Consider the following 12,346-nt stretch of genomic DNA (forward strand, 5'->3'; position numbering starts at 1 on the left):
ACCTCGAACAAGAAGGACACCGGCCCCGACACCCGGGTCATCGACGACCTCGTCCTGCTGATCGGCGCCACCGACGTCGCCGAGAGCAAGAAGTTCTACGTCGGGCGGGGCCTGACGGTGGCCAAGAGCTTCGGCCGCAAGTACGTCGAGTTCACCGCCCCCGACCACTCCGTCAAGCTCGCCCTCTACGGCCGCAAGGCGCTGGCGAAGGACGTCGGCCTGCCCAACGACGGCACCGGCTCCCACCGCATCGCGCTGGCCTCCGCCGCCGGCCCCTTCACCGACCCCGACGGCTTCGCCTGGGAAGCCGCCCCCCAGCCCGCCACCACCCCCTGACCCGCCCCCCGCTGTCCTCGCCCCGCTGTTCTCGACCGTTTCTCGAGCGCCCCGGGGCACCCTCCCTCTGCAGGCCCCCCACGGAAAGGGACACCCCATGGCGACCGACGAGAAGTACGACGGCTTCACCGCCGAGGAGCGCGAGGCGATGAAGGACCGCGCGAAGGAGCTGAAGTCCACCAAGGGCCGCTCCTCGCGCTCGGCGAAGGCCGACACCGAGCCCGAGGTCCTCGCGAAGATCGCCGAGATGGACGACGCCGACCGCAAGCTGGCCGAGAAGGTCCACGCCCTCGTCCGCGCCGCCGCCCCCGACCTCACCCCCAAGCTCTGGTACGGCATGCCCGCCTACGCCGCCAACGGCAAGGTCGTCTGCTTCTTCCAGAGCGCCGCCAAGTTCAAGGCCCGCTACGCCACCCTCGGCTTCAACGACCCGGCCCGCCTCGACGACGGCACCATGTGGCCCACCGCCTTCGCCCTCACCGAGATCACCCCCGACGACGAAGCCCGCATCACCAACCTCGTCAAGACCGCCGCAGGCTGAACCGGCAGCCCCTACGGGCCACTCGCCGGCGGGAGACCCGACCCCCTCCCCGGCCTCTCCCGCCGGGCCACCCGTCCGTGGCGCACTGCCCGAGCCGGCGAGGCGGGGGACGTTGTTGGCGGCACCCGTCTGTGCGTACCCTCCGTGCATCACCGACTTCGGGGGGCGGGCGTTGACGGGGCACACGGTAGAGCTCGGAGCAGTGGACCGGGTCAGCGTCCGGGTGAGCCGCCACCCCGGAGCCACTCTCTTCTCGCTCCTCAAAGACGTCCTCGGAGGCCACTCCCACGGAGTGCCACGATCGTGGCGCGACACCGTCCGGCGGGCGTTACCCGCGGACGCGGTGGCCGTCGTCGGTCCGTTACTCCGCTCACCCGCGTGCTGGATGCCGGACCGCCTCGCGTTGGTCCAGGACCTGGACGCCTCCGACGTGCACGCCCTCCTGGACGAGCTGGCGGAGAGCGATCCGGCGCTCGTGGCCGCCGAGGTGGCGGCCTTCCATTCCGCCGGCGCCACGCCGCCGGAGTGGCGGCCGCTGCTGGATCACCCCGCCTCGTTCCTGGCCGCCTACCGGGCCGTGTTCGGCGCGGCCTGGGACGCCTTCGCCCCGCTGTGGCGGGAAGCCGACGTCCTCATGGGGCGGGAGGCCGAGCGGGTGGGTCTGGCCGCGGTCACCGGTGGCCTCGACGGGCTGCTCACCGGCCTCGACGCCGCCGACGTGCACTACCGGGACGGCGCCTTGCGCCTTCCTCATCCGTGCCCGACCCACCTGGCCGACCTCGGCGGGCGGCCCCTGGTCCTGGTGCCGCTGGCGTCCGGCTACACGGCCAGCATGTACGGCGCGGACCGTGACGACGCCCTGTGGATCGCCTACCCCGTGCGCGGCCTCGGCCGCATCGCCGGGCGCCGCCACGGCGAGGCGGAACGGCCGTCCGGGGCGGACGGTCTGTCGCTGGTCCTCGGTCCCGTCCGCGCGCGGATCCTGCGCCACGTCCCGCACCGGCCGACCGTCGGCGATCTCGCCCGCCAACTGCGCCTCGGGGTCAGCACGATGACGTACCACTGCCGGCAACTCGAGGCCGCCGGGCTCCTCCAACGCGTACGCCACGGCCGGGAGGTACGGCTCCACCCGACCGAGCGCGGCACCGCCCTGACGCACCTGCTGGCCGGGGACCCCGCCGTGCCGGGACGCAACGAGGGCGCGTCCGGCGGGTCGGCGCGGTCGTAGTCGTCACCGCCCCACGACGTCCGGGTCGAATGCCTGTGCGGCGACGCGTGCGTTTCCGTACGCATGGCTCAAGCGGCAACCCCGCTGGTGCCGTTCGGCCCCGATGTGTCTGTTTTGGGCCGTCAAGGCGGCTTTCTTCCCTGTTGGGTGGTAGACGCCTGCCTTCACAGGAGGCCCCCAACCTCCTCCTGTTGAACACAATTCGATCACAAGCGTCGGATGTGGCATTTTCGGCCAATCGCTGGCTCATAGGATTCGCTCGGCTGTTGCGTCGACCGCATGCGGCTCCGGGTACCAGGCCGCGCGCACGTGCACCGGTTGCTCGGGTTGCGCGGCAGGACCAGAACATGAACGACACACCGTCCGCCAGACGCGACGTGGCCGTGGTGCTCGGCACCCGCCCGGAGATCATCAAGATGGCGCCGCTCATCCGGCTCCTCGACGGCCGGGCCCGCATCGTCCACACGGGCCAGCACTACGACAGCGCCCTCTCGGGCAGCTTCTTCGCCAACTTCGGCCTGCCCCACCCCCACCTCCTGCTCGACGGCGCCACCGGCCCGTGGGGCCGCGGGGCCCAGATCGGCTCCCTCACGGCCGAACTCGCCCGCTCCTTCGTCGCCGACCCGCCGCGCGTGGTCGTCGTCCAGGGCGACACCAACAGCACCTCGGCCGGGGCCCAGGCCGCGCACTACTGCGGCATACCCGTCGTCCACGTGGAAGCGGGCCTCCGCTCGGGCGACCGGGCGATGCCGGAGGAGATCAACCGGCTCGTCGTCGGCGTGCTCGCGGACGTCCACTGCGCCGCCACCGAGCAGGCCGCCGCCAACCTCCTCGCGACCGGAACGGCGCCCGAGCGGATCCGCGTCACGGGCAACACCGTCGTCGAGGCGACCCTGATGTCCCTGCCCACGCCCGCCGAACGCGTCCGCATCGCCCGCGAGCACGGCGCCGACGGCCCCTTCGTGCTCGCGACGATCCACCGCCCCGAGAACACCGACAGCCCCGAACGGCTCCGCGCGCTGCTCACCGCACTCACCGAGCTCGGCGAACGCGTCGTCATGCCGCTGCACCCCCGGACCCGGGCCAAGGCCAAGGAATTCGGCCTGGAACACCTCCTGGACGGGCTCACCGTCACCGAACCGGTCGACCACCCCACCTTCCTGGCCCTCGCCGACCGCGCGCTCCTGCTCGTCTCCGACTCCGGAGGGATCCAGGAAGAGGTCACCGTCCTCAAGAAGCCGCTGCTCGTCGTCCGTACGAGCACCGAACGCCCCGAAGCCGTCAGCTCCGGCTTCAGCCGGCTCGTCGAGCCGGGACCGCCGCTCGTGGACGCCGCCCGCGCCGCGCTCGCCGACCCGCACCTCGGGGCCCGGCTGACCGACACCGCCTCCCCGTACGGCGACGGTACGGCCTCCCGGCAGATCCACGCCCTCGCGACGGCCCTCGCGGACGGCCTGCCCCTGCCGGGCACCGTCCCGAGCCGCTGACCCCGCAGCAGCCGGAGCGCATCCCGCGCGTCGGTGACCACCGGAGCTTCACCGGCGCGTCCGGTGTGGCTCCCCCAGGAAAGGAGGACCCGTGTACGGGTCGGTTGGAAAGGGCGCCGTGGGCGCCGGAGTGGTGGTCGGCGGAGGGCAGCTCGCCGTGACCGGCGGTGTGCCCGGCCTCGTCGTCACCCTGCTGGCCGCCGCCCTCGTGGTCGGCGGGGCACTGATGATGCGATCCGCCCGCCTCAAGGCCGCCAGGGTCTGACCCAGGCCAGGCCAGGCCGGTCCGCCCGTCGCGCTCACCCGCCGGCCGGACCGGCCCACCCCTCTTGAGCACGAGGCCCCCTTCACGACCCCTCCCACCCTGTTCAGCGCTCAGCACCCGCCCCCATCTGCAACCAGGAGCCTTCGTGTCGTCCTCCGAGCCCGTCGGCCTGCTGGGCCTCCTGGCCGACTTCAGCCTCGTCCTGAGCCTCTTCTTCCCGCTCTACCTCCTCGGGCTGGTGCTGCCGCTGCTCGTGCGCCGCAAGCGCCGGCACGGGAAGGCGAGCGACTACCAGTGGCACCTGTTCGTACCCTGCCGCGACGAGGAAGCCGTCATCGGTGACACCATCACCTACCTGCGCGCCTCCTGCCCCGAAGCGCACATCTGGGTCATCGACGACGACTCCGACGACAGCACCGGTGACATCGTCCGACGCGCCGCGGCCGCCGACCCCGGCGTGCACCTGGTCCAGCGCCGGCGGCCGAACGCCCGCCTCGGCAAGGGCGAGGCCCTCAACGCCGCCTACGACACGCTCAGCTCCCTGCTCCCGCCCGGCACCGACCGCCACCGGGTCGTCGTCGGCGTCTTCGACGCGGACGGCCGCCCCGCGCCCGGCTGCCTTGACCACGTCGCCGCCCGCAGGTTCTTCGGCCGCTCCGAGATCGGCGGCGTGCAGATCGAGGTGCGGATGATGAACCGCGACGACCGCCGCCCCGCCCACGGCAAGGGCGCCGGACGCAACCTCTACAGCCGGCTCCTCATCCGCATGCAGGACCTGGAGTTCCGGGCGCCGGTCGCCGCCCTCCAGCACGCCCGCAAGACCTCCCGCACCGTCTGCCTCGGCGGCAACGGCCAGTTCGTCCGCCTCGCGGCACTCGACGACCTCGTCACCGACCGCGGCCGCCCCTGGACCGGCCGGCTCCTGGAGGACTTCGAACTCGGCATCCACCTGATGCTCGCCGGCTGGATCAACGCCTTCTGCGCCGACACCCACGTCGAACAGGAGGCCCTGTTCGACACCAAGCGCTTCCTGACCCAGCGCACCCGCTGGGCCCAGGGCGTCATGCAGTGCGTCGGCTACATCCCCTCCATCTGGCGCAGCAACAAGATCCCGAACATCGGCTTCCTGGAGCTCACCTTCTTCCTGAGCCAGCCCTGGCTGCAGCTCATCGGCGCCCTGCTGTACCCGATTCCGATGATCGCCCTCGCCGTCTCCTACAGCCGCCACCCCGAGGCCGCCGCCGCGTACCTCCTCGACGGGGGCTGGCGCGGCATAGCCCTGTACGCGGCGATGGCACTCGGCCAGTTCGTCATCTGGGGGCCCATCTACCGACGCAAGTGCGAGCCCGGCACCGGCTTCTGGCGTGCCCTCGGCTGGGGGGTGGCCTACCCCTTCTACCTGATGTTCCTGTACGTCGTCTCCTGGCGCGCGGTGGGCCGCATGATCAGCGGCCGCAACGGCTGGGCCAAGACCCGCCGCAACGCCGAGGCCCCGACCAGCGGCCCCGTCGCCAAGGAGGCCTGACCACAGCTCCGGGGAAGGTCCGAGGGCAGCCGCAGCCGCCCTACGCGTCGGCGAGCAGCGGGTCGTACGCCGTGTTCGCGCGGCGGCCCGCCATGAAGGAGAGGAAGTCGCCGACGAAGGCGCTGCGGCCGTAGCTGCCGTGGGCGCCCTCGGTGCCGTCGGGGCCGTCAGTGCCGTGGGTGGGGGCGAGGTCGCGGTGGAAGGCGGTGCGGAAGAGCGCCCGGTGTTCGGCCGCGTCGATGGTTCCGCTGCCGTCCTTGTCGGTGGCGTCGAAGAGCACCTCGGCGACGCGGATGAGCGCGGGACCGGCCAGGGACGGTACGGCGGCGGCGTACTCCGCGGCACTGACACGGCCGTCGCCGTCCGCGTCGAGGGCCGCCTGGAGCTCGCGCCACCAGGCGGCGAAGGCGTCGTAGAGCCGGGTCTCCTCGGGTTCGTCCAGGTCGAGGCGGGTGGCCAGTTCGCGTGCCATGGCGGCGAGGTCGGGCCAGTCGAGGTGCCCGTCGCCGGTCTGGTCCAGCACCTGACGGAAGAACTCCTCCGCCGAGCGCCGGGCCTCTCCCGTGGCCGCGGCGCCTCCCCGGGCGGCCGGGAACGGGTCCGGGCCGCCGTCGCCGCCGCCCAGGGGCGTGAGGAGCCGCAGCAGGGCGGAGGCCCGCTTCATGCGGGAGCGCAACGCGGCCACGGTACGGGCGCGGGGATCGTCGCTGTCGGGCGAGAGGGAGAGGGTCTCGATGACGGCGTCGGCATTGACCCAGCCCTCGGGCAGGAAACGGGTGAGCCCGGCGGCGAGGTAGGCGCCCTGCATGAGCGTCGGGGCACCGGGCATCTCGGGCAGACCGGCTTTGCGCCGGTACGACTCGGGGAGCGAGGCGACGGTGATCGCGCCGAGGAGCGGACCCACGACGGCACGGCCGGCCGCCCACAGCGTCGGCGCGCCGTCGAGCAGCGCCGGAGCGGGCAGGTGGTCGAAGAGCCGGTAGAGGATGATGCGGGCCGCCTCGGTGTTCTCCAGCCGGTCCTCGACGACCCCGTCGAAGTACGGCCAGAAGTCGTTCACGTCCTCCGGGAGTTCGTCCGCGTCGCCGTCGAGCGCCGCGAGGAACGTGCGGTACTCGGCGTACAGGCCCTCCATGGTGGGCTGGTCGAGCGGCTGGCCGCTCAGCCGGCACATGGTGACGGCGCTCTCGAAGAGGGTGGCGACCACCCAGGCGCGGGTCGCGCGGTCCATCGCGTCGTAGGCGCGGCCGCGGGAGTCGGAGCCGCTCATGCGGGCGTGCAGCCTGTTGAGCCGGGCGGCCTCCCGTTCGCGCACCGCCGGGTCGGCGTCGAACATGCGCCGCATGCTGAGGAAGGTGTTGCGCAGCCGGCGCCAGGGGTGGGCCACGAAGGTGGAGTTGTCGGCGAGAGCGGCACCGACCTGCGGGTGGGCGGCTTCCAGGACGGTGGCGCGGATGAGGGCGAGCGCCCAGCGCGGGTCGTCGAAGAAGGCGCGGAACTGCGATTCCGGGCCGAACAGGGGCGCCGCGTCGGCGGTTCGCGTCGTTCCGGTCGTCATGACGGGTCTCCGTTGGTCTGGGGCGGCACGCCGCCGAAGCGACGGTCGCGGCGCCGGTAGGTGTGCAGGCAGGTGAGGAAGTCGGGGGCGCGGAAGTCCGGCCAGAGCACCTCCGGGAAGACCCACTCGGCGTAGGCGACCTGCCAGAGCATGAAGTTGGAGATGCGCTGCTCGCCGGAGGTGCGGATGACGAGGTCGACGTCGGGGGTGTCGGGGAACGGCAGGTGGTCGGCGAAGAGGCCCTCGGTCACCTCGTCGGCGGGCGTCCCGCTGCGGATCAGCGACCTGGCGGCCTCGACGATGTCCCGGCGTCCGCCGTGGTCGAAGGCGACGGTGAGCGTCATCCTCCGGTTGTCGGCGGTCAGCGTCGCCAGGTCCTCGAAGTCCTGGGCCAGTTCCCGCGGGATGCGCGGGTCCGAGGCGCCGAGGAAGCGGCAGCGGATGCCGCGCGCGAGCAGCAGCGGCGCGTGCCTGCGTACGACCCGGCGGACCAACCGCATCAGATCGTCGACCTCGGCGCCGGGACGGTTCCAGTTCTCGGTGGAGAAGGCGTACAGGCTGAGCCACTCGACCCCGGCCGCCCGGGCCGCCTCGATCACGTCGATGACGGAGGTCTCCGCGGCCCGGTGGCCTTCGGTGCGGGGCAGTGCACGCCGCTGCGCCCAGCGGCCGTTGCCGTCCATCACGCACGCGACGTGCCGAGGCACCGCACGCGCGGCCCCCGTCCGGCCGGGCTCCGCCATGCGCGGGACCGCCGTTCCCGGACCCGTCCGGCCCGGCTCCGCCACTCCCGGGCCGGCCACTCCCGGGCCCGTGCCGCCCGGAACGGCACGGTCACCCCCACCGCGCTCGGTCACACCCACCTCGTATCGCCCGTACGCCCGCCCCACCCGAGCGGTTTCCTCCGAGGAGTCTGACGGCAGGGGAGCGGTCCTGACCTGCGGAACGGGGTGCCGTCATCCCTGGCTCACGTGATCGATTCCCCGTGGACCTTCTCCGTCGGGGCGGCACCGCGACCCGGCGCCGCCACGGACACGCTCCAGAAGTCGGCGTAGCGGCCGCCGAGGCGCACCAGCTCGTCGTGGGAACCCTCTTCGACGATCCGGCCGCCGTCGAGGAAGACGATGCGGTCGGCGTGGCGGACGGTGCCCAGGCGGTGGGCCACCATCACCACGGTCCGGCCTGCCGTCAGGCGTGCGATGCCGTCGTGGACGGCGGCCTCGTTGGCGGGATCGAGCGCCGACGTGATCTCGTCGAGGAGCACGATCGGCGCGTCCTTGAGGAGGGCCCGGGCGATCGAGACGCGCTGGCGCTCGCCGCCCGACAGACGGGCTCCGCCCTCGCCGACGGGAGTCGCCCATCCTTCGGGAAGGCGCTCCACCACCTCGTCCAGACGTGCCGCGGCCGCGGCCGCCCGCAGCTCGGCGTCGCCGGCGTCGGGGCGGCCCAGGCGCACGTTCTCCTCGATCGTGCCCGCGAAGAGGTGGACGTCCTGGAAGACGACGGAGAAGCGCGCCATCAGCGTCTCGGTGCGGACCGCGCGCACGTCCGCGCCCCCGACGCGCACCGCGCCCGCGTCCACGTCGTAGAACCGCGCCAGCACCTGCAGCAGGCTGCTCTTGCCCGCGCCCGACGGCCCCACCACGGCGAGGCGCTGCCCCTCCGGTACGGACAGGGACAAGCCGTCGAACACCGTGTGCTCGTCGCGCCGGAACGTGACCGCCTCCACGTCCAGGCCGTGGCCGACCGGTTCGACGGGCTCGGGGGACTGCGGCAGCGGCGGGGTGCGCAACACCGCGTCCAGCCGGGCCAGTTCGCCGCGCGCGGCGCGCAGCTTGCCGCCGAGGTCGGCCAGGGAGAGCAGCGGATCCGCGCAGCGGGCGGCCAGCACCAGGATCGTGAGCAGCTCCACGGGCCCGACGTCACCGCCGAGCACCTGGTACGCGCCCAGGGCCAGGACCGCGGTGAACACCGCCTGCACCGTCAGGGCCAGGCCCAGCGCGCCGGGCAGCGCCGCCAGCGTCGAGCGGCGGGAGGCGCGCCGTACCCGCCGCAGGGCGTCGTCGAGCAGCCGGAAACGATCGGCGGTCCGGCCGCCGGCGCGCAGCACCGGCTGGGCCCCGAGGTACTCGACGACCCTCTCCGTGGCCTCGAGGTCGCGTGCGGCGCGCTCGGCCTCCTCGGCCGCCGTGGCGCGCCCGGTCAGGACCTGGATCGCCACCACGACGGGAGCGGCGCTCAGCGCGGCCAGGCCCAGCCGCCAGTCGAGAGCGAGGATCACGGCGACGATCGTCAGCGGGGTCACGGCCGCGGAGACGAGGGGTGCCAGGAGGTGGGCGACCACGCTCATCGCCCGCAGGACGCCCTGGCCGGCCAGGGCCGACACCTCGCCCACCCGGGCCGTGCCGTACCAGCCGAGCGGCAGCCGGGTCAGATGGTCGCCGAGGCGGTGGTACACGCCGCGCAGCAGGGCCGTGCCGACGCGGAACCCCGACAGGTCGCCGAGGTAGCGCAGCACCGCGTAGCCCGCGAAGGCCGTCCCGAACGCGCCGAGCCAGGGCCAGGCGCGGTCCGGCGCGTCCCCGAGCAGGGCGCGCAGCACGGGCGCCAGCAGGGCGTACGTCAGTCCTTCGAGGAGCGCGGCCGTCGTCATCAGGGCGAGGGTGCGGCGCAGCGGACGGGCGTACTGGTGGCCGAGTGCCCGCAGGAGCATGCGGATCATCGGGGGTCGCCTCCTCGGGAGTGCCACAGGGCGGCGAACTTCCCTCCGGCGGCCAGCAGTTCGTCGGGTGGCCCGTGCTCGACGACGACCCCGTCCTCCAGGACCGCGACGGCGTCGGCGTCCATGACCGTTTCCAGGCGATGGGCGATGACCAGCACGGTCCGGTCCGTCCGCAGCGTGTGCAGGGCGTGCCGGATCGCCTGCTCGGTCCGGGGGTCGGCGAAGGACGTCGCTTCGTCGAGGACCAGCACGGGGGTGTCGGCCAGCAGCGCGCGGGCGAGCGCGACGCGCTGGGCCTCGCCGCCCGACAGCCGGGCGTCCTCGCCGATCACCGTCTCGTACCCGCGCGGCAGCGCGAGGACGCGGTCGTGGACGTGCGCCAGCCGGGCGGCGCGCTCCACCTGGTCCGGCCGGGCGTCCGGCACCGCGAGCGCGATGTTCTCCGCGACCGAGGCACGCAGCAGGCGGACGTCCTGGAACACGAACGAGACCTGCCGGTACAGCTCCCGGCTGCTCAGGTCGCGCAGGTCGACACCGCCCAGGCGGACCGAGCCGCCCGTCGGGTCGGCGAACCTCGGCAGCAGCCGGACCAGCGTGGACTTGCCGCTTCCCGAAGGCCCGACGAGCGCGGTGACGGTCCCCGGCTCCAGCGTGAGGTCGACCCCGCGCAGCACGTCGCCACCGGGTCCGTACGCGAAGCGGACGTCGCGCAGTTCCACCCGGTGGCCCCGCGGCGAGACGGGACGGGCCGGCTCCGGCAGCGGCGGCACCGCGAGGACGTCGCGGATCCGGCCGACGGCTCGGCGGGCGGCCTGCACCTCGTCGAAGCCGTGCCCGAGCGCCGCCACCGGCGCGGTCAGGCCGAGCCCGAGGAGCAGGAACGGCAACAGGTCGACCGCGGGCATGCCACCGCCGGTGATCAGCACCGCGCCCCCGGTCAGGACGGTCAGCAGCACGAACGGGGGCGAGAGAACCAGCTGCATCCCCGCGGCGGCCGGCGAGATCCCGTGGACCCAGCGGCGGAACACGGCGACGAAGTCGTCGGCCGCCTCCCGGAACTCCCGGTGCGCGCGCTCGCCGCCGCCGAAGGCCTTGACCACCGCGATGCCCTGGACGAACTCCACGGCGGAGCCCGCGATCCGTGCCGTCGCCGCGTCGAACTCGGCCTGCTCGCGCAGCCGCGCCGGGGTCATCATGAGCGGGACCAGCGCCACGGCCGCGACCACCGGGACCAGGGTGATCAGGGTCAGCCGCCAGTCCACCGTGAACAGATAGACGAGCGACACCAGCGGTACGACCACGGCGGACGCCAGCTCGCCGGGCGTGTGCGCGATGAACGGGTGGACGGCGCCGACGTCCTCGCCCACCAGCCGGGCCAGCTCCCCGCCGCGGCGCCGGGCGAGCCAGTCGAGCGGCACCCGCCCGAGCCGCGCGGCAAGCCGCCTGCGCAGCGCCAACTGCACCGCCCCGTCGAGCAGGTGCCCGGTTCCCGCGGCGGCTCCCGTGCAGAGCAGCTGGACGAACAGACCGGCCGCCCCCGCGACCACGACGAGCCGGACGTGTCCGGGGTCGACCGGTCCGGGCGCGAGCACCGAGCGCCCCAGCTCGACGACGGCGAGCAGCGGAGCCAGCCCCGCCACCGCGCCGACGGCCCGCAGGCCGATCACGGCGGCGAAGCCCGCCGCGTACGGGCGCAGCAGTCCTGCTCCGCCCGGCCCCTCCGGGCGTCGCTCCCGTGCGGGACCGGCACCGTGCGGCGGTCGTAAGGAGGGGCTCCTCGCCCCGGCGTCCTCGGTGGTGGTCATCGCCTCTCGCCCTCTCGCCCCGTGACCTTCTGGCTCTCCGGCCCTCTCGGGACCCGGAGCAACCCAGGAATTCTTACGATGTAAGACTGCGTCGGACCGTATACTTACACCGTAAGAATCGTCAACGGGTCGCGAGGCGCCCGGTGCGGAGGGGTGGAGCGCCATGGCGGAGGGAAGGGCCCGCGGGCAGCGTGCGGGGCTCACACGGCAGGCCGTCCTGGAGGCGGCCCTGCGCCTCGTCGACCAGGAAGGGCTGAAGGCCCTCTCGATGCGGCGGCTCGGCGTCGAACTGGGCGTCGAGGCGATGACCCTCTACCACCACGTGCCGAACAAGGTCGCCCTCCTGGACGGGGTGATCGAGCGGGTCGTCGCCGAGGCCGCGCCCACCGAGTTCGGTCCCGCCACCTGGCGTGAGGACCTGAGCGCCTACGCGCACGGGCTGAGCGCCGCACTCGCGGCGCATCCGAACACCGTGCCGCTGCTCCTGTCACAGCCCGCGATGACGCCCCGCCTCCTGCGGACCCTGGAGGCCGTGGTGGGAATGCTGCACGAGGCTGGCTTCTCCCTGCCCAGGGCCCTGGACGTCGCCTACTCGCTGACCAGTCTCGTCGTCGGACACGCCGCCGCGCGGACGGGCAACGTCGGCGGGGTCGACACCATGGCCTCGTTGGACCCGGACGCGTACCCCCTGCTGGTCGGTGCCGCCCGCGCTGCGGGCGAGGACGCGGCCAGGGCGCGCTTCGACTTCGCGGTCGACGCGCTGCTGTCCGGCTTCGAGGGGGACATCTCGTCCTCCGGCCGCTGAACGGGCCCCTCGGACACGCGCGACGTGCTTCACTCGTCAGAGGTTTCGCGCACGCGACAAAGTGAGGGATTCCG

10 protein-coding genes and 1 pseudogene are annotated in these 12,346 nt (G+C 73.6%); 7 read left to right on the top strand and 4 right to left on the bottom strand.

Features of this window, described 5'->3' with window-relative positions:
• From ACWDVG_RS26775 to ACWDVG_RS26800, 6 genes and pseudogenes are all read left to right on the top strand, one after another.
• Positions 1-336, top strand: a pseudogene (locus ACWDVG_RS26775) (glyoxalase); the annotation flags it as partial.
• Between the two features lie 97 nt (positions 337-433).
• Positions 434-877, top strand: coding sequence for an iron chaperone (locus ACWDVG_RS26780; RefSeq protein ID WP_451702682.1), 444 nt, complete (start codon positions 434-436; stop codon positions 875-877).
• 385 nt (positions 878-1,262) lie between these two features.
• A complete protein-coding gene (locus tag ACWDVG_RS26785) occupies positions 1,263-2,105 on the top strand; it encodes a helix-turn-helix domain-containing protein (protein WP_451702684.1) in 843 nt (280 codons plus the stop codon).
• 347 nt (positions 2,106-2,452) lie between these two features.
• Complete coding sequence (gene wecB, locus ACWDVG_RS26790; protein WP_451702686.1) at positions 2,453-3,592, top strand: non-hydrolyzing UDP-N-acetylglucosamine 2-epimerase; 1,140 nt, start codon at positions 2,453-2,455, stop codon at positions 3,590-3,592.
• A gap of 91 nt (positions 3,593-3,683) precedes the next feature.
• The gene (locus ACWDVG_RS26795) at positions 3,684-3,857 is read left to right on the top strand and encodes a hypothetical protein (RefSeq protein ID WP_451702687.1); all 174 of its coding nucleotides are present in this window, start codon (positions 3,684-3,686) and stop codon (positions 3,855-3,857) included.
• A 145-nt stretch (positions 3,858-4,002) separates the two neighbouring features.
• Entirely contained in the window at positions 4,003-5,382 is a 1,380-nt protein-coding gene (locus ACWDVG_RS26800; RefSeq protein ID WP_451702689.1) for a glycosyltransferase, read from the top strand.
• 40 nt (positions 5,383-5,422) lie between these two features.
• Here the strand turns inward: ACWDVG_RS26800 and ACWDVG_RS26805 are convergent, their stop codons facing one another.
• The 4 genes from ACWDVG_RS26805 to ACWDVG_RS26820 all read right to left on the bottom strand — a co-directional run bounded on the left by ACWDVG_RS26805 (position 5,423) and on the right by ACWDVG_RS26820 (position 11,467).
• Positions 5,423-6,940, bottom strand: a complete 1,518-nt coding sequence (locus ACWDVG_RS26805) for an oxygenase MpaB family protein (RefSeq protein WP_451702690.1) — start codon at positions 6,938-6,940, stop codon at positions 5,423-5,425.
• Positions 6,937-7,623, bottom strand: coding sequence for a polyprenyl diphosphate synthase (uppS, locus tag ACWDVG_RS26810; RefSeq protein ID WP_451702775.1), 687 nt, complete (start codon positions 7,621-7,623; stop codon positions 6,937-6,939). The genes ACWDVG_RS26805 and uppS overlap by 4 nt, the downstream gene beginning before the upstream one ends.
• 284 nt (positions 7,624-7,907) lie before the next feature.
• Positions 7,908-9,662: an ABC transporter ATP-binding protein gene (locus ACWDVG_RS26815; RefSeq protein WP_451702692.1), complete on the bottom strand. Its 1,755-nt coding sequence runs from the start codon at positions 9,660-9,662 to the stop codon at positions 7,908-7,910.
• On the bottom strand, positions 9,659-11,467 hold the full coding sequence (locus ACWDVG_RS26820) for an ABC transporter ATP-binding protein (protein WP_451702694.1): 1,809 nt from the start codon (positions 11,465-11,467) through the stop codon (positions 9,659-9,661). Before ACWDVG_RS26820 ends, ACWDVG_RS26815 begins: the two co-directional genes overlap by 4 nt.
• 163 nt (positions 11,468-11,630) lie before the next feature.
• Between ACWDVG_RS26820 and ACWDVG_RS26825 the strand changes: the two genes are divergently transcribed.
• Positions 11,631-12,272, top strand: a complete 642-nt coding sequence (locus ACWDVG_RS26825) for a TetR/AcrR family transcriptional regulator (protein ID WP_451702695.1) — start codon at positions 11,631-11,633, stop codon at positions 12,270-12,272.
• The last annotated feature ends 74 nt before the right edge of the window (positions 12,273-12,346 follow it).

The sequence above is a fragment of the Streptomyces sp. NPDC003327 genome (genome assembly GCF_053589515.1).